The 25865-nt window shown below is 65.4% G+C and carries 20 protein-coding genes; 8 read left to right on the top strand and 12 right to left on the bottom strand.

What is annotated here, in order from left to right; all coding sequences use genetic code 11:
* Positions 1-155: 155 nt before the first annotated feature.
* From aceF to DIE06_RS23340, 3 genes are all read right to left on the bottom strand, one after another.
* Positions 156-1523 (bottom strand): dihydrolipoyllysine-residue acetyltransferase, encoded by a 1368-nt coding sequence (aceF, locus tag DIE06_RS23350; RefSeq protein WP_260433745.1) that lies wholly within the window; start codon positions 1521-1523, stop codon positions 156-158.
* 136 nt (positions 1524-1659) lie between these two features.
* The gene (gene mdeB, locus DIE06_RS23345; protein ID WP_124663375.1) at positions 1660-4374 is read right to left on the bottom strand and encodes an alpha-ketoglutarate dehydrogenase; all 2715 of its coding nucleotides are present in this window, start codon (positions 4372-4374) and stop codon (positions 1660-1662) included.
* A gap of 322 nt (positions 4375-4696) precedes the next feature.
* Complete coding sequence (locus DIE06_RS23340) at positions 4697-5500, bottom strand: helix-turn-helix domain-containing protein (RefSeq protein WP_260433744.1); 804 nt, start codon at positions 5498-5500, stop codon at positions 4697-4699.
* Positions 5501-6521: 1021 nt separating this feature from the next.
* On the opposite strand from DIE06_RS23340, the gene DIE06_RS23330 reads away from it, so the two are divergent.
* The gene (locus tag DIE06_RS23330) at positions 6522-7871 is read left to right on the top strand and encodes an MFS transporter (RefSeq protein WP_124663373.1); all 1350 of its coding nucleotides are present in this window, start codon (positions 6522-6524) and stop codon (positions 7869-7871) included.
* 74 nt (positions 7872-7945) lie between these two features.
* Positions 7946-9118 (top strand): porin, encoded by a 1173-nt coding sequence (locus DIE06_RS23325; protein WP_124663372.1) that lies wholly within the window; start codon positions 7946-7948, stop codon positions 9116-9118.
* A 78-nt stretch (positions 9119-9196) separates the two neighbouring features.
* Here the strand turns inward: DIE06_RS23325 and DIE06_RS23320 are convergent, their stop codons facing one another.
* Both DIE06_RS23320 and DIE06_RS38410 read right to left on the bottom strand, forming a co-directional pair.
* On the bottom strand, positions 9197-9487 hold the full coding sequence (locus DIE06_RS23320) for a DUF4148 domain-containing protein (protein WP_124663371.1): 291 nt from the start codon (positions 9485-9487) through the stop codon (positions 9197-9199).
* Between the two features lie 36 nt (positions 9488-9523).
* On the bottom strand, positions 9524-9661 hold the full coding sequence (locus DIE06_RS38410) for a hypothetical protein (RefSeq protein ID WP_185733456.1): 138 nt from the start codon (positions 9659-9661) through the stop codon (positions 9524-9526).
* Between the two features lie 457 nt (positions 9662-10118).
* Between DIE06_RS38410 and DIE06_RS23315 the strand changes: the two genes are divergently transcribed.
* Entirely contained in the window at positions 10119-10892 is a 774-nt protein-coding gene (locus tag DIE06_RS23315) for an ABC transporter substrate-binding protein (protein WP_124663370.1), read from the top strand.
* 84 nt (positions 10893-10976) lie between these two features.
* Here the strand turns inward: DIE06_RS23315 and DIE06_RS23310 are convergent, their stop codons facing one another.
* The gene (locus tag DIE06_RS23310) at positions 10977-11927 is read right to left on the bottom strand and encodes a LysR substrate-binding domain-containing protein (protein WP_124663369.1); all 951 of its coding nucleotides are present in this window, start codon (positions 11925-11927) and stop codon (positions 10977-10979) included.
* 161 nt (positions 11928-12088) lie between these two features.
* Here DIE06_RS23310 and DIE06_RS23305 point away from each other — a divergent pair, with 161 nt between their 5' ends.
* The 3 genes from DIE06_RS23305 to DIE06_RS23295 all read left to right on the top strand — a co-directional run bounded on the left by DIE06_RS23305 (position 12089) and on the right by DIE06_RS23295 (position 15508).
* Positions 12089-13135 carry an aromatic ring-hydroxylating dioxygenase subunit alpha gene (locus DIE06_RS23305; RefSeq protein WP_124663368.1) on the top strand — a complete coding sequence of 349 codons (1047 nt, stop codon included), beginning with the start codon at positions 12089-12091 and terminating at the stop codon, positions 13133-13135.
* A 1-nt stretch (position 13136) separates the two neighbouring features.
* On the top strand, positions 13137-14294 hold the full coding sequence (locus DIE06_RS23300) for an FAD-binding oxidoreductase (RefSeq protein WP_124663367.1): 1158 nt from the start codon (positions 13137-13139) through the stop codon (positions 14292-14294).
* Positions 14295-14392: 98 nt separating this feature from the next.
* Positions 14393-15508: a DUF2817 domain-containing protein gene (locus DIE06_RS23295; protein ID WP_124663366.1), complete on the top strand. Its 1116-nt coding sequence runs from the start codon at positions 14393-14395 to the stop codon at positions 15506-15508.
* Positions 15509-15673: 165 nt separating this feature from the next.
* Here the strand turns inward: DIE06_RS23295 and DIE06_RS23290 are convergent, their stop codons facing one another.
* Positions 15674-16549, bottom strand: a complete 876-nt coding sequence (locus DIE06_RS23290) for an aldo/keto reductase family oxidoreductase (RefSeq protein WP_124663365.1) — start codon at positions 16547-16549, stop codon at positions 15674-15676.
* Positions 16550-16648: 99 nt separating this feature from the next.
* Between DIE06_RS23290 and DIE06_RS23285 the strand changes: the two genes are divergently transcribed.
* On the top strand, positions 16649-17551 hold the full coding sequence (locus DIE06_RS23285) for a LysR family transcriptional regulator (protein WP_124663364.1): 903 nt from the start codon (positions 16649-16651) through the stop codon (positions 17549-17551).
* 85 nt (positions 17552-17636) lie between these two features.
* Here DIE06_RS23285 and DIE06_RS23280 read toward each other — a convergent pair whose 3' ends face one another.
* The 5 genes from DIE06_RS23280 to xylA form a co-directional block, all read right to left on the bottom strand.
* Complete coding sequence (locus tag DIE06_RS23280; RefSeq protein ID WP_124663363.1) at positions 17637-18836, bottom strand: sugar ABC transporter permease; 1200 nt, start codon at positions 18834-18836, stop codon at positions 17637-17639.
* Positions 18833-20392 carry a D-xylose ABC transporter ATP-binding protein gene (xylG, locus tag DIE06_RS23275; RefSeq protein WP_124663362.1) on the bottom strand — a complete coding sequence of 520 codons (1560 nt, stop codon included), beginning with the start codon at positions 20390-20392 and terminating at the stop codon, positions 18833-18835. The genes DIE06_RS23280 and xylG overlap by 4 nt, the downstream gene beginning before the upstream one ends.
* 70 nt (positions 20393-20462) lie before the next feature.
* Positions 20463-21491 carry a D-xylose ABC transporter substrate-binding protein gene (gene xylF / locus DIE06_RS23270; protein WP_124663361.1) on the bottom strand — a complete coding sequence of 343 codons (1029 nt, stop codon included), beginning with the start codon at positions 21489-21491 and terminating at the stop codon, positions 20463-20465.
* 109 nt (positions 21492-21600) lie between these two features.
* A complete protein-coding gene (xylB, locus tag DIE06_RS23265; protein ID WP_124663360.1) occupies positions 21601-23079 on the bottom strand; it encodes a xylulokinase in 1479 nt (492 codons plus the stop codon).
* 4 nt (positions 23080-23083) lie between these two features.
* Positions 23084-24406, bottom strand: a complete 1323-nt coding sequence (xylA, locus tag DIE06_RS23260) for a xylose isomerase (RefSeq protein WP_124663359.1) — start codon at positions 24404-24406, stop codon at positions 23084-23086.
* Positions 24407-24670: 264 nt separating this feature from the next.
* On the opposite strand from xylA, the gene DIE06_RS23250 reads away from it, so the two are divergent.
* Entirely contained in the window at positions 24671-25864 is a 1194-nt protein-coding gene (locus DIE06_RS23250) for a DNA-binding transcriptional regulator (RefSeq protein WP_124663358.1), read from the top strand.
* Position 25865 lies beyond the last annotated feature (1 nt).

Here is a 25865-nt window from a genome sequence, read left to right as displayed (position 1 = left end):
GGACGCGCCTTTCTTTTGGTTACTTTTCTTTGGAAGACAAAGAAAAGTGACCGCCGCCCCGCGCAGGGGCGACGCTAATAGACCGTAATCGCAACAGGTTCAACGAAAGGGGATGCGGACCGAAAAAAACCACGCCCCCGCGAGCCCTCTTCCCATCAAAGAACGATGCGACGAAAATCGCCAAGCACCGCACCGAGATACGCATTGAACCGCGCGGCTTCCGCGCCATCCACTGCGCGGTGATCAAACGACAGCGAGAGCGGAAGAATGAGCCGCGGCACGAACTGCTTGCCGTCCCACACTGGTTTCATCGCGCTGCGCGACACCCCGAGGATCGCCACTTCTGGCGCGTTGATGAGCGGTGTGAAATGCGTGCCGCCGACACCGCCGAGCGACGAGATCGAGAAGCAACCACCCTGCATCTGATCGGGCTTGAGCTTGCCGTCGCGCGCGGCCTTCGACAGCTCGGTCATTTCTTTAGCGATATCGACGAGGCCTTTCTTGTCCGCATCTCGAATGACGGGCACGACGAGCCCATTCGGCGTATCGGCGGCGAAACCGACGTGGTAGTACTGCTTGAACACGAGGTTGTCACCGTCGAGGCTCGCATTGAAGGCCGGGAACTTCTTCAGCGCGGCGACGACCGCCTTGATCAAGAATGCGAGCATCGTGAACTTCACACCCGCCTTCTCGTGTTCCTTGTTCAGCTGCACGCGCAGTGCTTCGAGCTCGGTGATGTCTGCTTCGTCGTTGTTCGTGACGTGCGGGATCATCACCCAGTTGCGATGCAGGTTCGCGCCGGATATCTTCTTGATGCGCGACAGCGGCTGCGAATCGACGGGGCCAAATTTCGCGAAATCTACCTTCGGCCACGGCAATAGGCCCAGCTCTGCTCCGTTCGCCGAGACGGGCGGCGTCGAGACTGTTGGCGTGCCAGGCGATGTCGCCATCGCGTTCCTGACGAACGCAGTAACGTCTTCCGATGTAACGCGCTGCTTTGGACCGGTGCCCTGCACGCGCGATATCTCGACGCCCAGTTCTCGCGCGAGCTTGCGGACCGACGGCGACGCATGGCTGTCTCGATGCAGCTCGCCTTCGCGCGCTGGGGTGCGATGCAATGGCGCAGGCGCAGATTCCAGTTCGGGCGTGGGCGCGGGCACTTGCATTGGCGCTGCCGTGACATCCGCTTCCGGCCGCGTGAGATCGTGCGCAGCAGCAGCGGCGGCAGGCACCGGCACCGCCCCACCACGCCGCTCCCCCTCACTTTCGATCAGCGCGATCAGCGCCCCTTCCGACACCGTGTCGCCAACCGCGACCATCAACTCCTTGATCACCCCAGCGATCGGGCTGGGCACATCCATCGTCGCCTTATCCGATTCGAGCATGACGAGCGACTGCTCCTGCTCGACCCGTTGCCCTACTTCCACCATAACCTCGATTACCGGAATGTTCTTGTAATCGCCGATATCCGGCACTTCAATTCGTGTCACCTGCACATTCGTCTCCAACAGCAAGCGTTTCAACAGTCGGCGCCGCGCGCTACACCCGGCCGCACGCACTTGATTCGATCGGATTGCCCACGATTGACCGATGAACGCGCGAAGCCTTCGAGCAGCCGATTCGCGCGCCACTCTCATGGCGCACACCGGTCAATGAGTTCTAGACAAGCCAGGGTTCGATCAGCCCGCTTCCGATTCGCCCATATCGGTCGATCGCCTGACGCACGATGCCCGGGTCCAGCTGGCCATCGTCGGCGAGTGCCTTCAACGCGGCGATCACGATCGACGCACGATCCACTTCGAAGAACGCGCGCAACGCCGCACGCGTATCGCTGCGCCCGAAGCCGTCGGTGCCGAGCACGACATAACGGGACGGCACGTACGCACGGATCAGTTCCGGCACGGCGCGCACATAATCGGTCGCGGCGATCACCGGCCCACGCGCGGCGCCCAGCGCGGCCGTCACGTAGGGCACCGCCGGCTCGCCACGCTCCAGCAGCCGCTGCGCGCGCTCCACGGACACGCCGTCGCGATGCAATTCGGTAAAGCTCGTCACGCTCCAGACGGCCGCGTCGATATGCCAGTCGTCCTTCAGCATCCGGGCCGCGGCCTGGACTTCACCGAGAATCGCGCCCGAGCCCAGCAACTGGACCTGCGCGATCTCGACCTGCGCGGGCTCCAGCGCGTACATCCCCTTGAGCACGCCGCGCCGGACACGATCGACATCCGCTTCAGCCAACGGACGTTGCGCGTAGTTTTCGTTGGTGACGGTCAAGTAGTAAAACAGGTCGCGCTGACGCACGATCATCTGCTGCATGCCTTCGTCGACGATCATCGCCACTTCGTACGCAAAGGCCGGATCGTACGCACGGCAGTTCGGTATCGTCGACGCCGCAAGATGGCTCGTGCCGTCCTGATGCTGCAGGCCTTCACCGCCGAGCGTCGTCTTGCCGGCCGTCGCGCCGATCAGGAAGCCGCGCGCGCGCTGGTCCGCCGCCGCCCAGATCAGATCGCCGATACGCTGGAAACCGAACATCGAGTAGTAGATATAAAACGGCAGCATCGGCAGATCGTGCACGCTGTAAGACGTTGCCGCGGCAATCCACGACGACACCGCCCCCGCCTCGGAGATGCCTTCTTCCAGAATCTGGCCGCGCGTATCCTCACGGTAATAGAGCATCGAACCCATGTCTTCCGGCTCGTACAGTTGGCCGAGCGGCGAATAGATACCGACTTGCCGGAACAGATTGGCCATGCCGAAGGTACGCGCCTCGTCGGCGACGACGGGCACCACACGCGGCCCCAGTTCGGCGTCCTTCAACAGGTTGCCGAGCATGCGCACGATCGCCATCGTGGTCGACATTTCCTTGTCGTTGGTGTCGAGCGCGAATTGCCCCCACGCCGACATCGCGGGCACGGCCGGCGTGTGCGATGCCGCTGCGCGCCGTCGCGGAAGGTAGCCACCCAGTGCTGCACGGCGCGCGTGCAGATACTGCATGACGGCACTGCTTTCGTCGGGCTTGTAGAACTTGAGTTGTTCGACGTCGGTGTCGGAGAGCGGCAGGCGAAACCGGTCGCGAAACTCCTTCAACTGGTCGATGTCGAGCTTCTTTTGCTGATGCGTCGTCATGCGCCCCTGGCCGATCGAGCCCATGCCGAAGCCCTTCATGGTCTTCGCGAGAATGACCGTTGGTTGCCCGCGGTGTTTCGACGCCTTTTCGTACGCAGCGTGCAATTTACGAACATCATGGCCGCCGCGCCGCAGGCGGTCGATATCGTCGTTGCTCAGATGCGCGGCGAGCGCGGCCAGCTCGGCATTCTGACCGAAAAAGCGTTCGCGATTGTAGGCGCCGTCGTTGGCGGAAAAAGTCTGGAACTGGCCGTCCACGGTGTGCGCGAACGCGCGCAACAGCGCCCCCGTGCGATCCCGCGCGAACAGCGCGTCCCAGTCCGAACCCCACAGCACCTTGATGACGTTCCAGCCGGCCCCCGTGAACTGCGCTTCGAGTTCGTCGATGATGCGGCCATTGCTGCGCACCGGTCCGTCGAGCCGCTGCAGATTGCAGTTGATCACGAACACGAGATTGTCGAGTCCCTCGCGCGCGGCCAGCGAAAGCGCGCCGATCGCCTCGGGTTCGTCCATTTCGCCATCGCCGAAATAGCCCCACACTTTGCGGCCTTCCGTGCGTTGCAGCCCGCGGTTCTGCAGATAACGCATGAAGCGCGCCTGGTAGATCGCGTTGATCGGCCCGATGCCCATCGAGCCGGTCGGGAATTGCCAGAAATCCGGCATCAGCCATGGATGCGGATAGGAACACAGGCCCGCACCGGTGATTTCCTGCCGGTAATGCTCGAGATGCGTGTCGTCGAGAAAGCCTTCGAGATAAGCGCGCGCGTACACGCCCGGCGCCGAATGAGGCTGAAAATAGACGAGATCGCCGCCATGACCATCGTTCGGGCCGCGAAAGAAATGATTGAAGCCTACTTCGAACAGGTCGGCCGCCGACGCATAGCTGGCAATATGCCCGCCCAGCTCACCGTACGCGCGATTGGCCCGCACGACCATGGCCAGCGCATTCCAGCGCAGCGCAGCGGCAAGCTTTTCTTCGATGTCGAAATCGCCCGGATACGGAGGCTGCTGATCGACGGGAATCGTGTTCGCGTAGGGCGTGATATTCAGGCGCGCCGTTGCGATACCGTTGGATGAAGCGTGGGCCGCGAGCCGATCGAACAGGTACTGCGCCCGCTCGGCACCCGCATGCCGGACCACGCCATCGAGCGCGTCGAGCCATTCGGCGGTTTCGAGTGGATCATCGTCGACTTTCGTCTGATGCAGGGAAAGGATCGAGGGTGTCCCCGTCGATAAGTCGGTCATCTTGCAACTCCGTAAGAGCAATGCGAATTCAGTGGCGAGTGCGCAAAGATTACGGGGGATGCCGCAGAATGTGTGGTCGTATTCAGGGCTGCCGAAGCGGTGTCGGCTGCACGCTCTTCTGCGAAATGCGTGATCTACAGCATTTCTTTTTGACGCGGGCGACGTCGCGTGCGGGACGGTCAAGTCCTGGGCGAGAAAACAGGCGCGACGCGCGTCGAGACTGGAAGCGCGTTCGATTACAACGGCCATCGGAAAGGAAGCGGCCGTATCATTGCGACCGCTCGCGCCGCGCGTCCATCGACGTGCTGACGCGCGCGCGATTTCACACGTCCGCCGCCGCATCCGCCGGGCCATCCGCTCGGTCGTCCATCTCGGTCGAAGCGGGCGACACGGGTACGGCGTCCGACTGCGTACGCGCCAGCGCGGCGAAGTAGCGACCTGGCGAATGCCCGAGGGCCTTCTTGAACATCGTGATGAACGCGGTGACCGACTCATAGCCGAGCTCGTCCGACACACGCTGCACGGTAGCGCCGCCGGCAAGCTCACGCACCGCAACGAGCAGTTGCAACTGCTGCCGCCAGCGGCCAAACGTCAGTCCCGTTTCACTGACGACGAGCCTCGCCAGCGAACGCTCGCTCATTGCGAGACGTTTCGCCCATTGCGCGACGGTGCTGCGATCGCCGGGATTGGCGTTCAACGCGTCGGCCATCTGCCGGATTCGCGGATGATCCGTCACCGGCAGATAGAGGCGCTCGACCGGCATCAGCGTCAGCTCGTGCAACAGCACGCGCGCAAGCCGGTCGGTATGGCCGCCCTGCTCGTAGTCCAGCGGCGCTCCGGCCAGATGCAGGATCATTTCCCGCACCATCGGCGAAATCGACAGCGTGCAGCAATCCGTCGGCAAGTCGACGATACCGGGCTCCGCAAACAGATAGCAAAGCCGGGCATTGGGCGTCGCATGGTTGCTGTGCGGCATGTCGCCGGGAATCCAGACACCGCATTGCGGCGGGACGATCCAGAAGGCGCCCGCGACCTGACAGGTTACGGCGCCGTGCAACGCCAGCACCAGTTGCCCCTTCCGATGTTTGTGAACCGGGATTTCGGCAGCATGCTCGTCGACGTGCATGCGCAGCGATACGGCCGGCCGGTCGATCGTGTCCGGATCCGCAAAATCAGGAAGACTAACGTAACGGTTCATATCGGGTATCTTTTGGCGACACGTTGGAATTGTAGCGAAACGCATGCGGAGAATGAGTCGGCATAGTAGCGTCATTCCACGCTCGAATGCCGCGACGACTTTTGTTCCAGACCTCCGGCGCGCGGGGGCCGGCTCTGTATACGTTCCTTCGCATAGCTCCGCGGCAACGGGCGCCGCCGCCTCGCCACGCAGACCGCGCATGATCCCGCCCGCTGCCAGATAGCTCGCGTGACTTCGGGCCGCGCGCCGACGGCCGCAAGAAAGCCGTTGGCGAACGAGACGGCGATGGTTGAACTCGGAGTTCGCGCCTGATCGTTCCGACAGCATCAATGCCGGTGCAGTCGGGTTTGCGCCCGCTTGTGCTTGCTGTGTGGTCTGTACGCGATTCAAACGTCAGACAAAAGCCACGATGACGCCGAGCGGATCGACGCGGACGTCGCCCCGAAGTTCGGCGAGCCACCGACCGCGAATTGCGCTTCGATCGCCGGCTCACGCAGCACAATCTGCCGAACGGAGCGCCACTGCTGCAACACAAGAATAAGAAATGCTGCTCGAACTGCGGCAATATTTCCCCGTGCAATCAAATGAATTCATGATCCGGGCGACCCGGATTTCATTAAGCGCAGTGAAATCCGGAACGACGAAATAATAAATAAGGCGAGACAGATTTTTTGACGCGAATACCGGAATCGGCAGCAGCGCCGCGCCATTGCGTATGGCGCTCGCGCCGGCACGTCAGGGTCGTCGGCAGTTTGATCCGCAGCACCGCTCTATTCGCATAACAAAACAGCCTCAGCAATGAGGCAAGTACTTGTCATATTAATTAATGATTCGTTAAACCCGCTTTATTTACCATTTATTTACAACCACCCGCATCGCCGCCTTTAAAACCAGAAAACAAAATGCAATACCCGGAGTAAACCCTTCCTTTGAATGCAAGGAGAACAATATGGAAATACGGCAAATCAACGTCTACGATCTGATCGATAGTCGCAGAATCGGCAGGAGGCAGTATTTCATCGTCGCCTTCTGTGCGCTGCTCATGCTGTTCGATGGCTTCGACACCCAGGTCATCAGCTTCATCGTGCCCGTTCTCGCGAACGAATGGCACCTGCCCAAGGCGGTATTCGGCGCGATTTTTTCAGCGGTTTTCTTCGGGCTGCTGATCGGCAACTTCGGCATTCCGTTCGTGACCCAGCGCTTCGGCACGAAGAAGATTGCCTTCGTGGCAACCGCTGCTTTCGGTCTGTTCACGCTGCTCACCGTCTTTGCCACCAGCGTGCCGCAACTGATCGCGTTGAGGTTCCTCACGGGCATCGGCCTCGGAGCGGCCACGCCGTGCGCGGTGGGCCTCGTTTCGGAATTCAGCCCGAAGAGAACCCGCGCGACGTTCGTCGTTCTGGTCTACCTCGGGTATGCGCTGGGGTTTATCTTCGCGGGCCTCTGCAGTAGCGCGTTGATTCCGCGCTTTGGCTGGCAAGGTCCGATGTGGTTGGGCGGGCTCGCGGCACTGGGCCTCACCGTCTTGCTGATCCCGCTGCTGCCGGAATCCGTCGCCTATCTGTCGAGAAATGCGGATCGGGCCGAACTGCTTCATGCAACCCGGCGCCTCTTTCCCGATTTCACGCTGCAACCGGACACCGAGCTGGTCACTCACGAAGAGAAGCCTGCGGATGCAAGCGTGCTCGGATTGTTCTCCGCGCAATTCCGCGTGGGGACATTCCTGCTGTGGGCCGTATTCGCGATCAACCTGGCCGCGTTCTATTTCCTGCAAAGCTGGCTACCGACCGTTCTCGCGTCCATCTCGTTCCCGCCCGCGCTGGTGGTCTGGGCGACCATCACGGTGATCATCGGAGGCATCGTGGCCAGTCTGCTGATGGGACCGATCATGGACCGCACGAGCCCTTACAGAATCCTGTCCGCGGCGTACGTCGGCGGCGCCGTCTCGATGTACGCGATCTCGGTAGCAATCGGCTCATCGCATCTCGCCTTGCTCACGACGATCTTCTTTTGCGGCTTTTGCATCAGCGGCGGACAAACCTGCGCCATCGCATTGTGCACGCTCTTCTATAGCCCGGAACTGCGCGCCCCGGGCGTCGCATGGGCCTATGGATTCGGTCGCCTCGGCGCCGCGGGCGGCACTTATCTCGCGGGCGTGCTGTACGCGAACAACTGGACCGCCGACGCGATGTTTCGCGTTGCAGCGGCGCCAATCCTCGTTGCAGCGGCTTGCGTGGCCCTGATGGGCGCCTGCTATGGCCTGACGAAGAAAGACCTGAAGAAGTCCTTTTCGGCCTGACCTGTACCGCGCACTGAATCGATGAACGTTAGTTGAACTGTTCTTTTGTATTGCCTTTGAAATGCGGAGATCTCATGAAAACGAAAAAAATCAAAATCATTGTCGGCTCGCTCGTGGGGCTCGCCAGCTCCGTCGCGCATAGCCAAAGTAGCGTCACGCTCTATGGCGAGATCGACAACGGTATTCATTACCAGACCAACGTGGGTGGCGGCAAGGCCGTCTACATGGACTCGCTGGACGGTATCGACGGCAGTCGCTGGGGGCTGACGGGCAAGGAAGATCTGGGAGGCGGTCTCAAGGCCATTTTTACGCTGGAGTCCGGCATCAACGTGAATAACGGACAACTTGCGCAGGGCGGCACGGCGTTTGGCCGGCAGGCTTTCGTCGGACTGAGCAGTGATACTTACGGCGCGCTCACCGTCGGCCGTCAATACGACATGGTGTGGTATTTCCCCGAGTTTCTTGCCGGTTCCGCGGCGGTTGGCGACCTGCCGAGCGCGCATCCGGGCGATTTCGACAACACCAGTAACAGCGTGCGATTCAACAACTCGGTGCGCTACATGAGCCCCGACTTCCACGGCTTCTCCTTTGGCGTCGAATACAGCCTCGGCGGCGTGCCCGGCGACTTCACCTCGACGTCGGGCTATTCGGTTGGAGCCGGTTACACACACGGTCCGCTTCAGATCGGCGCGGCGTTCGACTACTTCAAACACCCGACGTCGACGCCAGGTAACGGATGGTTCACCAACTATGCAAGCGGCTTCAATCTGCTGGCCTCGTCGTTGAACTCGGCTTACCAGGTCGCACAAGCCTATCAGGACGCCGTCATCGCGGCGGCCTACACGATCGGCAATGCGACGATCAGCGCGTCGTACTCGAACGTTCAATACGCGAATCTGGGTGCGTCGTTCCAGAACGGCACGGCCATCTTCAGCAACTACGACATCGGTTTGAACTACCGTGTCACGCCGGCGTTTTTCGTCGGCGTCGCGTATGACTATATGAAAGCGCGGAGCGTCACGACGGCACAAGGCAATTCCGTCGGCAATCAGCACTACAATCAGGTCGCGTTCACGCTGGACTATCTGCTGTCGAAACGTACCGACGTATACTTCTCGGGCGGCTGGCAACGCGCTTCCGGCACATCGTCGACGGGTGCGCTGGCGGTCGCCGACATTGGCGGATCCGGCGATTCGTCGAATAACCACCAGATGGTTTTCCGGCTCGCTGTTCGACATAAATTCTAAGGAGCGATGCTCGCCCACGCTTCGACATGACGATGCGGCGGTATTTCATTGCCGACATGCCGGCGCCACGGTGGTTTCTCAAGGTTGCTGGTTCGATGCCTGGTAGGATGGCGTCGAACCAGCGCCTGCATCTTGGACATCGCGATTCCGGCGAGCCTGGGTCATATCGGGCGGATAGTTTCGCTGCCTGCCCGAGTGTGCCGGAATCCATCCGTCGCGCTCTGCCTGCACTAGTTCAGCCCGTACCTCCGCGCGCGTCTTTCCAGTCGTGACCGCCGCCGCGGCGCAGCTCGCGTCGGCTACACCGGCGCTTGCGGCCAACGGGAAGAACATGGCAATGCAGAGTACCGCTGCAATTATCGTTCGCATGAGAAACTCCTTCCTTGTAAAGCGATGGTTCCGCGCTCAGACGAAGCCATACATGGTGAACAACATGACGTACGGGACTTCCTGCCCGGCCGAATTGCAGACCATGATGTCCAGCTTCTGAATGGCGCACATGGACACTATTGCCTTTACGGCTTTCGAAAAGACAAGCTTCATGATGATCGACTCCCCAATTTGATTTGGCCTCACGGTTGAGCTGTCGGCGCTCTGTCAATGGCGCTGACTTGCGCGTGAACGATGCTCCATTGATTCATGACGCACGGCAGCCCTCCACATTCCACAACGCTTGTTCACTACCGGCTCGAAGCACGAGACCCTGACACTCCGGCGCTTTGAAGCGTCACCGTGACGAGTACTTTATCTACATTCACCTGGCCTGAATTTGTGGAAGATGACAACGCATCTGCAAAAACTGCCAGAGTTTCCCCTCGCGCATCCACCGCAAGCCGCCGTCGTAGCGCGTTTTAGAAAAACTAAATAACCGCGCAGCGCAAGGCCCCTGTTCGACGCAATTTTGGATTTTTACGCTGGGTCCCGGTCACGTCACCTCATCGGCCGACGTGCAGCCCATGCCAAGTGCAAGCCGATCCTGCCCAAGTCCCCTGGAGCAAATATGAAGAAAGCAATTGCCGGTCTGGTCATTTTGATGACCGCCGCTTCCGCCCACGCGGGCGATGCGACACGCCTGCGTTTTGGCGTGGACCCGTCGTACGCGCCGTTCGAATCGAAAGCACCGTCGGGGCAACTCGTCGGCTTCGACATCGACGTCGGCAACGAGATCTGCCGCCGCGTCAATGCGCGATGCGTGTGGGTCGAGACGGCGTTCGACGGCATCATCCCGGCGCTCAAGGGCCGCAAGTTCGATGCGATCCTGTCCGCGCTGTCTGTCACGCCGCAGCGCGAGACGCAACTCGCGTTTTCCACGTCCCTGTTCAATACGCCGAGCCGCCTGATCGGTCTGCGCGGCCGCGACATCACGCCGACCGTCGCATCGCTGCGCGGCAAGCGCGTGGGTGTTGCACAGGGCTCGACGCAGGAGACCTATGCGCGAACCTACTGGGCGCCGGCCGGCATCGAGGTCGTGTCGTATGCCAACCAGGAACTCGTCAACAACGACCTGCGCGCGGGCCGCCTCGACGCGACGCTGACCGACATGGTCGCGGCAAGCCAAGGGTTCCTGAAGACGCCGCAAGGTGCGGGCTACGCGTTCCTCGGCGAACCGGTCGTGGACGAGAAGACGCTCGGGAAAGGCGTGGCGATCGGCCTGCGCAAGGAGGATGGCGCGTTGCGCGAGAAGATCTACGGCGCGATCGCCGCGATGAAGCAGGACGGGACAATCCACCGCCTGGAGCAGCGTTATTTCGATGCCGGCCAGCCGAATCCTTGATCGGCTGTCGTCCCGCGCCAGGGTTACGGCGCGGACCGCGGGATCAGCCGCCGGGCCGGTCAGTTCGTTGCACCGGCGGCCCCGCTACGCTGCGTCGGGGCAGGCCGTAACGAGTGCGTCGCTGACCTGTTGCTGTTCACGCGCGCGCATGAGCAGCCAGCGATGGAAGCTGCGGCACTCCGGCTTATCGAACGCGCTCTTCTTCCACGCGACGAAGTATGGCCACGGCAGCGGCAAACCCGACGCGAGCGGCACGACGAGTCGCCCGGCGGCGACGTCGTCGCAGATCATCGACGATTGCGCCAGTACGAAGCCGTGACCATCGACGGCTGCCTGGATCGCGACGCTCGACAGCGAGAACGCATGGCGCACCGGCGCTGCCATCGACGCGTCCACACCATGGGCGTCGAACCACGCCTGCCACGACGGTGGCGACGCAAACTTCGGCTGCCAGTCGATCGTAATCAGCGGGAACGGCAGCAAGTCGGCCGGCGCAGCAAGCGGGCTGCGATCACGCAGCAAGCCCGGGCTGCAGGCGGGCACCACCACGTCGCGAAACAGCTCGATCGCATTGTCGACATCCGCGACACGCTCGCCGTAGCTGATCCGGAAATCGATCTCGCATCCGTCCGGCGCCGGTTCGGCGTGCGTGCCGTCGAGATAGACGCTCAATTCCGGGTACGCCCGCTGCCAGTCGAGCACGCGCGGCGCCAGCCATTTCGACAGCAGCGACGGCAACGCGCTGATTCTCAGCGTGTGCTCGTGTCGAGACCGGTCGACTTCCGCGTGCGCGATGCGCAGCCGCTCGAACGCGTCCGCACAGCGTTCGTGATAGCGGCGCCCGGCCGCCGTGAGTCGCAGCCGCTTGCCGTCCTTCTCGAGCAGGCTGAGGCCGAGCGTGTCCTCGAGCAGTTTCATCTGCTGACTGACGGCGCCTGCCGAGATGCCGAGGCGTTTCGCGGCTTCGGCGATACCGCCGCAGCGGCCGACGGCTTCGAAGACCTGCAATGCGCGCAACGGGGGAAGCGTACTCATGATGTTGGACCCGGTAAAGGCGTGATCGTAGACGAAAAACGTTTTAGAGATGCTAAATCATTGACCAGATTTAGGCAGCTATTCTTTCTGTTTGTGGCTTCTTATGCTTACGTCTGGTGAAGCGAAGCCGTCGCATGCGGCTCCGAACAAAGGAGAACGGAATGTTTCTGAAAAACGCGTGGTATGTCGCGGCGCGGGACAAGGAGGTCACGCGCGGGCTCACGTCAGTGACGATGCTCGGCGAGCGGATCGTGCTGTATCGCAAGGCCGACGGCACGCCGGTCGCGCTCGAGGATGCATGCCCGCATCGGATGCTGCCGCTGTCGATGGGCCGGTTGACAGGCGACCACGTCGAATGCGGCTACCACGGGCTGACATTCGACTGCTCCGGCGCATGCGTGCGCGCACCCGGCTCGGCGCGGATTCCGGCGCAGGCCGTGGTGCGGCGTTATCCGGTGGCCGAACGCTACGGGCTCGTGTGGGTCTGGATGGGCGACGAATCAAGCGCGGACCCGGACGCGATCCTGACGATCGACGAATGGGACGATCCGGCCTGGGGCGTCAATTGCGGCGACGCGATGACCATTGATTGCCACTATCTGTACATGACCGACAACCTGCTCGATCCGTCGCATGTCGCATGGGTGCATCGCTCGTCGTTCGGTAACGCCGCGTGTGAATCCGAGCCGCTGAAGACGAACGTCGCCGCGAACGGTGTGACCGTGTCGCGCTGGATGCGCGACGTCGAAGTCGCGCCGTTCTACGCGAAGTTCGTGCGTTTTTCGGGGCGCTGCGATCGCAAGCAGCACTACGAGGTGCGGTTTCCGTCGGTGGCCGTGATCAAGGCAATCTTCACGCCGGCCGGCATGGGCGGCGACGACGGTGTCGCGCATCCGGACGTGTTCCTGATGAACTCGTATAACTTCATGACGCCCGTCGATGACGCGCACACCCGCTACTTCTGGTTCCAGACGCGCAATTTCGCGCCCGGCGACGAGAACGTGTCGCGTGCATTCGAGGAGGACGTGCGCCATGCGTTCGAAGAAGATCGTGCGGTGCTGGCTGCCGTGCATGCCGGCATGGCGCGCCGTCGCAAGCCGAATATCGATCTCGCGATCGATTCCGGACCGCTGCGGTTCCGGCGCGCGCTCGGTGAGATGATCGACGCCGAACAGGCAGCGGCCACCGCGTGCGAGGCGGAGCGATAACATGGCCGACAGCAGTCTGATTTCGGCGTCCGCGCCGGGCCGATTCGAGCGGTTTCGCGTCGTGGCGCGCACGCGCGAAAGCAGTGCGATCGTGTCGTTCGAACTCGTGCCGGTGGACGGCGCGCGGTCGCTCGCCTTCACGCCCGGTCAGTTCGTCGTGCTGCGGCTGACGCTGCCGGACGGCGAGCGCGTGCTGCGTCACTACAGCCTGTCGGGCGACCCCGCCGATACGTCGCGCTGGCGCATCTCGGTCAAGCGCGAAGACGGCAGCAGCGAGGCGCCACCGGGCCGCGGTTCCACTTATTTGCATGCGAGCGTCGACGTCGGTACCGAACTTGAACTCGCCGGCCCCGGCGGTGCGTTCGTGTGCGACGAAAGCAGCGAGCGGCCGGTCCTGCTGTTGAGTGGCGGCGTGGGCGTGACGCCGCTCGTCAGCATGCTGCATCGGCTATCGCGTGCGTCGCATCGCCGCGTGCATTTCATTCACGCGTGCGAGAACGGCACCGTTCACGCATTCGCCGACGAAGTACGCGCGCTCGCCGCGGCGCGGGACCATATCGACGTCCACGTGTGCTACCGGCAACCACTCGAAGACGACCACGCGCGCGACCGATTCGACAGTCGCGGGCTCGTGACGCGTGAACTGCTGCAGTCACTGCTCCCGCTCGACGACTACGACGTCTACCTGTGCGGTCCGTCCGGTTTCATGCAGGCGAACTGGCGACTGCTGCGCGGGCTGGGCATCGCGCGCGAGCGGATCCACTACGAATTCTTCGGGCCCGCCACGGTGCTCGATAGCGACAGCGATACCGCCACATCACCACGCGACATTGCGGCGCCGTCCGGGGCAGTTGTCGCCGCGCGCACCGCGACGCCCGATGTCGATGGCGATGTGGTGACCGTGCGTTTCGGGCCGGATTGCGAGCCCCTACACTGGCTGCCGGAACATGGATCGTTGCTGGAGATGGCCGAGCAGGCCGGGTACGCTCCGACGTTCAATTGCCGCGCCGGCTTGTGCAATGCATGCATGACGCCGCTGCTGTCCGGCAGCGTCGTCTATGACGAAGCCCCGCTGTCGCCCCCGCCGGAAGGCTCGGTGCTGCTGTGCTGCGCGCGGCCGGTCGGTGCGGTGACGCTCGATCTGCAACACGCGCGCTGACGCGCGGCGACGGCGGCAGTCGATCGAATCGGCGACGGCAGACGGGCAGACGGTAGCGGCCCGCGGCAAATTCTCGCGCAAATCTCGAGGATTCAACGATGAAGAACGGTTTCCCGGTCGATGCCGATTTCACGCGGCAACGTACACGGTTTCTCCATGCGGCCGAAGCCGCCGGCGCGACGGTGACGACGCATCCGCATCCGCTCACTGGGCCGGAAGGCGAAACGCTTGCGACGGACGTCGCGTGGCTCGGTCCGCGGGATGCGCGCCGCGTGCTGGCGGTCGTGTCCGGCACGCATGGCGTCGAAGGCTACTACGGGTCGACGTGCCAGGCGGAATGGCTGCACGAACGCGTCGGACGCGCGTTGCCGCCCGACGTCGCAGTGTTGATGGTCCATCTGATCAACCCGTGGAGCACCGCATGGGTGCGGCGCGTCAACGAAGACAACGTCGACCTGAACCGGAATTATGTGGACTTCGATGCCGCGCTTCCGAGCAACCCGGGCTACGAGTCGATCCACGACATCTATACGTGTCGTGACTTCGACGGCCCGGAGCGCCGGCGCGCGGATGAACGGCTCGACACGCAGCTGCGTTCGCTTGGCTGGTCCGGCTATCAGGCACTGCTCGGCGCGGGGCAGTATGTGCATGCCGACGGCCTCTATTACGGCGGACGGCAGGCGACGTGGTCGAACCGGACGTTGCGCGAGATCGTCGCGCAGCATCTGCGCGCGGCACGCGTCGCGATCGCGTTCGACCTGCATACCGGTGCCGGGCCGTTCGGCCATCCGATGCTGATGGCGATCGCGCAGGCGCGCTATCCGGCGCTAGCCGATGCCGAAAGACTGTACGGCCCGTGGCTCCATACGCTGTTGACCGCGCAGGATGCGGCGATCAGCGAGACCGGCGTGGCCGCACGCGCCACCGGTTATACGTCGCAGGCGCTGCTCGATGCGCTGCCCGATACGCATTTGATGCAGCTCGTGATCGAATGCGGAACGCTTCCGGAAGCGTCGATACACGCGGCGCTACGCGACGATCACTGGCTGCATCTGCACGGCGATCCGCGCGATGCACTCGGCAGGAGGATCAAGCGCGCGCTGTTCGACGCGTTTCTGCCGGCCGATCCCGACTGGCGGGAGATCGCGTGGATGCGCACGCGGCAGGTGCTCGATCGTGCGTTGCATGCACTGCCGACGCTCAAACCTGACTGAGCGGCTGCGATATTCGCGTCGGCGGCACGACGATCGCCAGATCGAAGTCGGCTCGCGAAGCCGCGCCAGACTCGACATCGATCCCGCCGTAATGCGCCGGCACGCTTCCCCGCACGCAGCGCGAATCTCGCGGCGCCCACGGAGCCGTTGCGCGGGGCGCCGATGTCATCCGTGAGCGGACGCGACGCCGTCGAGTTCGCGCACCGCATCCTCGGGCAGCGTCAATGCACCGGCGGCCAGATTCTCGCGCAGATGCGCGACCGACGACGTGCCCGGAATCAGCAGGATGTTCGGCGCGCGCTGCAGCAGCCACGCGAGCGCGGTCTGCATTGGCGTCGCGCCGAGCCGGGCCGCGATCGCGTCGAGCGTGGACGACTGCAACGGATTGAAGCCGCCGAGCGGAAAGTACGGGACGTACGCGATACCGTCGCGGGCCAGCGCATCGACGAGCGCGTCGTCGTTCCGATGCGCGAGGTTGTAATGGTTCTGCACGCAGACGATGTCGCAGATCCGGCGCCCTTCGGCGATCTGCGCGGCCGTGACGTTGCTCAGCCCGATGTGCCGCACGAGGCCCTGCCGCTGCAGTTCGGCCAGCGCGGTGAGCGGCGCCTCGATCGAGCCTTCGGCCGGGCCGTGCGTGTCGAACATGATCCGCAGGTTGACCACGTCGAGCACGTCGAGGCCGAGGTTGCGCAGATTGTCGTGCACGGCGGCGGCCAGCGCGTCGGCGGAGAACGCCGGCAGCCACGAGCCGTCGTCGCCGCGCTTCGCGCCGACCTTGGTCACGATCAGCAGGTCGTCGCGATACGGATGCAACGCTTCGCGAATCAGCTGGTTCGTCACGTGCGGGCCATAAAAGTCGCTCGTGTCGATATGGTCGACGCCCGAGGCTACAGCTTCGCGCAAGACGGCGAGCGCCGCAGCGCGGTCCTTCGGCGGACCGAACACGCCGGGGCCGGCCAGCTGCATCGCGCCATAGCCGATGCGGTGAACGCGTCGGCCTGCGATGGAATACGTGCCGGACTGAACAATGGGGGACATGATGATGCTCCTGTATCGAATGCGTGATCGCAGGTTACGCCGTGTCGCGCTGCGCGATAACCGGTCATAATCTGCACGACCTGTACGAAAAGGCGAACAATGCAAGTCGATCTCGGCGATCTGAACGCGTTCGTGGCGGTGGCACGGGCGAAGGGCTTCCGCGAAGGCGCACGAATGGTCGGCGCGAGCGCGTCCGGTCTCAGCGAAGCGGTGCGCCGGCTGGAGGCGCAGCTCGGCGTGCGGCTGCTGCACCGCACGACGCGCAGCGTGTCGCCGACCGAAGCCGGGGAGCGCCTGCTCGCGCGGCTCGCGCCGGCGCTGAGCGAGGTGGAGGCGGCGCTCGACGTGGTCAACACGTTCCGCGAGAAACCGGTCGGCACGTTGAAGCTCAACGTCCCGACGAGCGCGGCGCGGCTCGTGCTGCCGTCGATCGTTCCGCGCTTTCTCGATGCGTATCCGGAGATCCGGCTCGAGGTCGTGGCCGACGAGAGCTTCGTCGATATCCTCGCGGCCGGCTGCGACGCGGGCATCCGTTACGACGAGCGCCTCGAGCAGGACATGATCGCCGTGCCGATCGGCCCGCGGTCGCAACGCTTCGCGACCGCCGCGGCGCCCGCCTATCTCGACCGGCGCGGCCGTCCGGCGCATCCGCGCGACCTGCTCGATCACGCGTGCCTGCGCGGCCGGTTCGCGAGCGGCGCGATGCCGGCGTGGGAATACGAGCGCAACGGCGAAGTGGTCCGCGTGGAGCCGTCGGGCCCGCTTGTCGTGCAGATCGGCGGTGCCGTCGATCTCGTCGTGGACGCCGCCTGCGCCGGGCTCGGCATCGTGCACCTGTTCGAAGACTGGCTTCGTCCGCACCTCGCGAGCGGCGCGCTCGAGCCCGTGCTCGGCGCATGGTGGCGACCGTTCCCGGGCCCGTATCTGTATTACCCGGGGCGGCGTTTCGTACCGGCTCCGCTGCGCGCGTTCGTCGACTTCGTCAAGGCGGAGGCCGGGTAGAACGGCATGCGCCGCTGCCCGGCGCCCGGTGCCTCCGCAAGCGGCGATCGCGCCCGCATCGCCGGTCATCGCCCGTCATCGCCCGTCACCGCCGGTTCGACCGCGACACCACGTCGATCCACACGGCCAGCACCAGCACCACGCCCTTCACGATCATCTGCCAGTACGCGTCGACGTCGAGCATCGACATCCCGTTGTCGAGGCTCGCCATCACGAGTGCGCCGATCAGCGCGCCATAGACGGTGCCCGATCCGCCGCGCATCGACGTGCCGCCGATGAAGCACGCGGCGATCGCGTCGAGCTCGCCCATCGTGCCGGCCGACGGCGAGCCGGCCGCGAGCCGCGCAGTGTTGACGATGCCCGCGAACGCGCACATCAGCCCCATCAGCGCGAAGATCGCGAGCTTCACGCGATCGGTGTCGACGCCCGACAGCCGCGTCGCCTCCAGGTTCGAACCCACCGCATAGATGCGCCGGCCGAACACGGTCTGCGTCGCGATCCACGAGAACACGCCGAGCAGCGCGAGCAGCAGCAGCACGGGCACGGGAATGCCGCCATACCGGTCGAGTGTCGCGACGAACGCGAACAGTACCGCACCGGCGCCGACGATCTTCGCGATGTCCTGCCACAACGGCGCGACCGCGAGCCGGTAACGGTGCCGCGTACCGCGCTGCCGCATGACCAGCAGCGCGACGAGCGCGAACAGCAGCACCGCGAGGCCGTCGCCGACGGTGCGCGGCAGATAGCCCTGGCCGATGAACACGAAGCCGTCGGACACCGGCGCGATCGTCGAGCCGCCCGTCACGCCGAGCAGGATCCCGCGGAACGCGAGCATCCCGCCCAGCCCGACGATGAACGACGGCACGCGCCGGTAGGTCGACCACCAGCCGTTGAACAGCCCGACCAGCACGCCGAGCGCGAGCACCGCCGGCACCGTCGCGGCGACCGGCCAGTGACGATTGACGTCGAGGATCGCCGCGACGCCGCCGAGCAGCCCGAGCAGCGAGCCGACCGACAGGTCGATCTCGCCCGCGATGATCACGAACACCATCCCGCACGCGAGCATCCCGGTGATCGACATCTGCCGCAGCAGGTTCGACACGTTGCGCGGCGTGACGAACGCGCCATCGGTCAGCACCGAGAAGAACAGCCAGATCGCCGCGACCGCGAACAGCAGCGCGAGCACCTTGTAGCGCACGAAGACCTGGCGCAGCGGATGGCCGTGCGTGCGGCGCGCGTCGGCGTCCGGCGGCACGGCGGTGGAGGAAGACAGTTCGGTATTCATAGGGTACTCGCTGCAATGGGTTCGGCCGGCTGCCGCGCGGGTTTCAGCGCGGCGCCGAGGATCTGTTCCTGCGTGAGACCGTCATTGACGAAATCGCCGCGCAACTCGCCTTCGCCGATCACGAGCACACGATCGGCGAGCCCGAGCACTTCCGGCAGCTCGGACGACACGACGATCAGCGCGACGCCGCGTTTCGCGAGCGCGAAGATCAGCCGGTAGATTTCCGCCTTCGCGCCGACGTCGACGCCGCGCGTCGGCTCGTCGAGGATCAGCACCTGCGGGTCGGCCAGCAGCATCCGGGCGAGCACCGCCTTCTGCTGGTTGCCGCCGGACAGGCTCGCGATCGGCAGGAACGGATGCGCGGCGCGCACCGACAGCCGCTGCATCTCGGTGCGGATCGCGTCGAGTTCGGCGGCCGCGTCGATCCGCCCGCGCGCGGCGAACCGGCGCAGCACCGACAGCGTGATGTTGTGGCCGACGCCGAGCTGCGGCACGATCCCGTGGCGCTTGCGATCCTCGGGCACCATCGCGATGCCCGCGCGGATCGCATCGGCCGGCGAGCGGATCGCGAGCGGCCGGCCGTTGATCCGCACGGTCGCCGTGCTCGCGCCCGGATACGCGCCGAAGATCGCCTGCATCAGCTCGGTGCGGCCCGCGCCGACGAGCCCGGCGACGCCGAGGATCTCGCCGCGCCGCACGCTGAACGACACGTCGTCGACGCGCTTGCGGCGCGGGTTCGCCACGTCGTGACAGGTCACGTTGCGCGCCTCCAGCACGACGTCGCCGATCTCGTGCGGCTCGCGCGGATACAGGTTGCGGATCTCGCGGCCCACCATCATCGCGATGATCCGGTCGGTGGTCAGCGCGCGCATCGGCTCGGTCGCGACATGGCGGCCGTCGCGGATCACGGTCACGGTGTCGCACACGGCGTCGACTTCGTCGAGCTTGTGCGAGATGTACACGCATGCGACGCCGCGCCGCTTCAGGTCGCGCACGATGTCGAGCAGGATGCGCGTCTCGGCGGCACTCAGCGACGACGACGGCTCGTCGAGAATCAGCAGCTTCGCGCGCTTGTTCAGCGCCTTCGCGATCTCGATCAGCTGCTGATGGCCGCCGCCGTAGTTCATCACCGGCTGCGCGACGTTGATCGCGTCGATCCGCAGCTCGCGCAGCAGCGCCTCGGAGCGCCGCACCATCTCCGCGTAGTGCATGCGGCCGCCGGGCAGCGTGATCTCGTTGCCGAGGAAGATGTTCTCGGCGACCGACAGCTCGGGCACCAGCATCAGTTCCTGGTGGATGATCACGATGCCCGCGCGCTCGGTGTCGCGCACGCCGGACGCGACGAGCGGCGCGCCTTCCCAGCGGATCTCGCCATCCCAGGTGCCGTGCGGGTAGACGCCCGACAGCACCTTCATCAGCGTCGACTTGCCGGCACCGTTCTCGCCGCACAGGCCGACGCACTCGCCGGGGCGCACGGTCAGGTCGATGCCGTCGAGCGCCTTCACGCCGTCGAATGCCTTGACGATGCCGCGCATCGTCAGCAAGGGTTCGGTCATACGTTCATTGCCTCGCAATGCGCACGCGGCCGCCCGTCTGGCCGCCGCGTGCATCTCGCCTGCCGTGCCATTACTGGCTGGCGAGCTGGGCCTGGGTATAGAAGCCGTCCTTCACGACGACGTCGACGTTGCGCTTGGTCAGCAGCGTCGGCTGCAACAGCACCGTGTCGACCTTCTTCTTCCCGTTGTCGTATTGCGCATTGAACGCGGGCTTCGCGCCCTTCGCGAGATCGACCGCGAGCTTCGCGGCTTCGCTCGCGATCAGCTTCAGCGGCTTGTAGACCGTCATCGTCTGCGTGCCGGCGATCACGCGCTTGACCGCCGCGAGGTCCGCATCCTGCCCGGACACCGGCACCTTGCCGGCCAGCTGCTGCGCGGCGAGCGCCTGGATCGCGCCGCCCGCGGTGCCGTCGTTCGATGCGACGATCGCGTCGATCTTGTTGTTGTTCGCGGTCAGCGCATCCTCGACGATCCGCAGCGCGGTCGACGCGCTCCACTCGGGCACCCATTGCTGGCCGACGACCTTGATGTCGCCGCGGTCGATCGCCGGCTTCAGCACCTTCAGCTGGCCCTCGCGCAGCATCTTCGCGTTGTTGTCGGTCGGCGCGCCGCCGAGCAGGAAGTAGTTGCCCTTCGGCTTCGCGTCGAACACGCCCTGCGCCTGCAGCTCGCCGACCTTCTGGTTGTCGAACGAGATGTACGCGTCGACGTCGGCGTCGAGGATCAGACGGTCGTACGACACGACCTTGATGCCGGCCTTCCTCGCCTCGGCGACGACGTTGCCGAGCGTCTTCGAATTGAACGGCACGATCACGATCACGTCGACGCCGCGCGAGATCAGGTTCTCGATCTGGGAAATCTGCCGCTCCTCGCTCGCGTCGGCCGACTGCACCGACACCTTCGCGCCGAGCTTGGTCGCGGCCGCGACGAAATAGTCGCGGTCGCGCGACCAGCGCTCGACGCGCAGGTCGTCGATGCAGAAGCCGATCTCGGGCTTGTCCTTGCTCGCATGCGCGAGCGGTGCGCCGAGCGTGAACAGCGCCAGCGCGGCGGCGCCGGCAAGCGAACTCAATACGGTACGACGCGTCACGGATTTCATGTCTCCACTCCTTGTTATGGAACCACCTCACGAACGCCGGGCGGCCGCCGGAATGGGCCGCCCGCATCGGGTCACTGCAAAGCACGGGATCGCGCCGGCGCACCGCCGGTCATGCGCCCGTCGCAAACACCGGTTCGAGCGCGCGGTAAAGCGCGCGAAACGTCGGCCGCCGCGCATCGCGATACCACGCGTGCCGCGCGAAGTCGGGCTCGCGCACCGCGACGATCGGCGGTTGCGGGCACACGTCGTCGAGCGACGCCCCCGGTTCGAGCGCGAGATGTGCGAGCCGCGCGGCACCGAGCGCCGGACCGACCTCGCCGCCCGCGCGCAGCGTCAGCGCGCGGCCGCTCAGGTCGGCGAGCATCTGCGTCCAGTACGCGCTGCGCGAGCCGCCGCCGATCACCGTGATGCTGTCGGGCGCGAGCCCGGCCGCATGCAGTGCGTCGATCCCGTCGAGCAGCGCGAAGCCGACACCTTCGAGCGTCGCGTTCGCCAGATCCGCGCGCTGCGTGTCGGGCGTGAGCCCGTAGAACACGCCTTTCGCATTCACGTCGTTGTGCGGCGTGCGCTCGCCGCTCAGGTAAGGCAGGAACCACGGCCGGGTCGTGCGCGCGTTCGCCTCCGCATCGGCGAGCAGCGCCGCGACGCCGTCGTAACCGGTCAGTTGCGCGGTGAAGTCGATGCAGCCGGCCGCGTTCAGCATCACCGACATCAGGTGCCACGTATCGGGCAACGCGTGACAGAAGCTGTGCACCGCCGATTCGGGGTTGGCGCGAAACCCGTCCGACACCGCGAAATACACGCCCGACGTGCCGAGCGACAGCAGGGCATCGCCGGGCCGCACGATCCCCACGCCCACCGCGCCGGCCGCGTTGTCGCCGCCGCCGGCCACCACCGGGATCTCGCGCAGCCCGAGCGCGCGCGCGACGGCCGGCAGCAGCGTGCCCGTCACGCGATTGCCCTCGAACACCGCCGGCATCTGTGCGCGCGACAGCCCGCACGCGCCGAGCAGCGTGTCGTCGTAGTCGCGCTTCGCGACGTCGAGCCACAGCGTGCCGGCGGCATCCGACGGATCGGTTGCGAACGCGCCCGTCAGCCGGTAGCGCAGATAGTCCTTCGGCAGCAGCACGTGCGCGATGCGCGCAAACACGTCGGGCTCGTGACGGCGCACCCACAGCAGCTTCGGCGCCGTGAAGCCCGGCATCGCGACGTTGCCGGCCACCGCGCGCAGCGCGGGCGCGAGCTGCTCGAGTTCCGCGCACTCCGCGTCCGCGCGGCCGTCGTTCCACAGGATCGCCGGGCGCAGCACGTCGCCATGCGCGTCGAGCAGCGTCGCACCGTGCATCTGTCCGGTCAGCCCGAGCGCGTCGATGTCGCGCGGATCGATGCCGGCCGCACGGGCTTCGCCGACGACCGCGGCGAGCGCGCCGCATGCGGCGTCCCACCAGTCATGCGGCGCCTGTTCGGACCAGCGCGGCCGCGGCCGGCTCACCGTCAACGGGCAGCTCGCGCTCGCCCGCACCGCGCCGTCGCGGTCGAGCAGCACCGCCTTCACGCCCGACGTGCCGAGATCGAGTCCGAGATACATGATGTCAGCGCAGCCCGTAGATCGCCTGGTTCACGATGTTCTCGAGCCGCTCCTGCGCGCCGCTCGCATGCCGCGGGTCCACGCCGCGCGCGAGCGCATCGTCCGCGAGCGCCTGCAGCGTGTAGCCGCCCGACAGGATCTTGCGGCCGAACGCATCGTCCCATTGCGCGTAGCGCTGCCGGCGCAACGCATCGAGCCGGTCGTTCTCGACCAGCACCGCCGCGCGTTCGAGCGCGAGCGCGAGCACGTCGATCGCGCCGACGTGGCCATAGAACAGGTCTTCCGGATCGACGCTCTGGCGCCGCACCTTCGCGTCGAAGTTCATCCCGCCGGTCGTGAAGCCGCCGTGGCGCAGGATCTCGTAGAACGCGAGCGTCAGCTCCTCGACGCTGTTCGGGAACTGGTCGGTGTCCCAGCCGTTCTGCGGGTCGCCGCGGTTCGCGTCGACGCTGCCGAACACGCCGAGCGCGAATGCGTTCGCGATCTCGTGATGGAACGAATGGCCGGCGAGCGTCGCGTGGTTCGCCTCGATGTTCACGCGGATCTCGTTCTGCAGTCCGTACTGCACGAGAAAGCCGTGCACGGTCGCGACGTCGTAGTCGTACTGGTGCTTGGTCGGCTCCTGCGGCTTCGGCTCGATCAGCAGCGCGCCGTCGAAGCCGATCCGGTGCTTGTGCTCGACGACCATCGACAGGAAGCGCGCGAACTGATCGCGCTCGCGCTTCAGGTCGGTATTGAGCAGCGTCTCGTACCCTTCCCGGCCGCCCCACAGCACGTAGTTCTCGCCACCGAGCCGGTGCGTCGCGTCGAGCGCATGGCACACCTGGGTCGCGGCCCACGCGAATACGTCGGGATTCGGGTTCGTCGCGGCGCCGGCCGCGAAGCGCGGGTGCGAGAACAGGTTCGCGGTGCCCCACAGCAGCCGCACGCCGCTCGCCTGCTGGCGCTCGCCGAGATAGTCGACCATCCGCGCGAAATTGGCCGCGTACTCGCGCAGGCTGTCGCCCTCCGGCGCGACGTCGGTGTCGTGGAACGTATAGAACGGCGTGCCGAGCTTCGTGAAGAATTCGAATGCCGCATCCGCCTTCATCCGCGCCCGCTCGAGCGCGTCGCCCGGCTGCTGCCACGGCCGCCGGAACGCGCCCTGCCCGAAGATGTCGTGGCCCGGCCAGACGAACGTGTGCCAGTAGCAGACCGCGATCCGCAGATGCTCGGCGAGCGTCTTGCCGAGCACGCGTTTCGCGGGGTCGTAGTGGTGGTAAGCCAGCGGGTTGTCCGACAGCGGACCTTCGTAGCGAATCGCGGGAATGTGTTCGAAATACGACATGGTGTCTCCGTGCAGGGTCTTGTTGCAGCGCAACGCGCATCGCGACGATGCACGCGGCCGAATCCGGTTGGCTGGATCGTGCCCGCGCGCCTGCCGGCCGGCAATTGCGAAATTGCGCAGCACGCTTAACGTTTCTTGCCAGCCGCGCTCGCGCGGCCCGCGTTCCGTCCTACAATCGCCGGACACCAGAGAACCGCGCGGCACCGCCCGCGCGCCACGGAGACAACGGCACGGCGCCCGAGCGGCGCCCGCCCCGAGACTGACATGACCCGCGCCCCTTCCGCCCAGACACCGCACCGCATCGCGCTGCTGTTCAACGCGAACAAGGTCTACGACCGCGAGATCATCAGCGGCATCGGCCAGTACCTGCACACGACGCGTGTCGTGTGGGACCTGTTCCTCGAAGACGACTTCCGCTGCCGGCTCGCCGGCATCGAGCGCTTCGACGGCGACGGCATCATCGCGGACTTCGACGATCCGGCCGTCGCCGACGCGCTCGCCGGCTCGCCGCTGCCGATCGTCGCGGTCGGTTCGTCGTACGAGGATCCGGCGCAGTACCCGGACGGCGTCCCATATATTGCGACCGACAACCCCAAGCTCGTGTCGCTCGCGTACACCCATCTGATCGGCGCGGGGCTCGCGCATTTCGCGATGTACAGCCTGCCGGTCGCGCAGGAGAACCGCTGGGCGCAGCAGCGCGAGCTTGCGTTCGACCGGCTCGCGCGCGCGGACGGGCTCGACGCGCCGATCTACCGGGGCTTGTCGACGAGTGCGTCGGGCTGGAATCACGCGATCGAGCAGTTGATCGACTGGCTGCATGCGCTGCCGAAGCCCGTCGGCGTGATCGCCGTCACCGATGCGCGCGCGCGGCACCTGCTGCAGGCGTGCCTGCTCGCCGGCATCGCGGTGCCGGAACAGGTCGCGATCATCGGCATCGACAACGATCCGCTCACGCGCACGCTGACGCGCATTCCGTTGTCGTCGGTGATCCAGGGCACCGAGGAAATGGGCCGCACCGCCGCGCACCTGCTGCACCGGATGCTGCGCGGCGCGCGTTTTCCCGGACAGCGCATCCTCGTGCCGCCGGTCGGCATCAACGTGCTTGAATCGACGCGCCACCAGCCGCTCGCGAGCCCGCACGTGATGCGCGCACGGCATTTCATCCGGCAGTACGCGTGCCAGGGGATCAAGACCGAACAGGTCGCGGACTATGTCGGCGTGTCGCGCTCGCTGCTCGAAGAGCACTTCCGGCGCGAACTGCAGCGCACCGTGCACCAGGAAATCCTGCGTCACAAGCTCGAGGCCGCGCAGGCGCTGCTCGCGAGCCGCAATGCGTCGAGCGCGGAAGTCGCGATCCGTTGCGGCTTCACGTCGTTGCAATACATGTACGCGGTGTTCCGCCGCGAACTCGGCTGCACCCCGCGCGAATACCAGGAACGCGCGGCATCGGCTCACTGAA

This window comes from Burkholderia sp. Bp8998, assembly GCF_003854235.1.
GTDB lineage: Bacteria > Pseudomonadota > Gammaproteobacteria > Burkholderiales > Burkholderiaceae > Burkholderia.
Note: the sequence above shows the minus strand (reverse complement) of the source record. Positions and strands in the feature narration are given on the sequence as shown.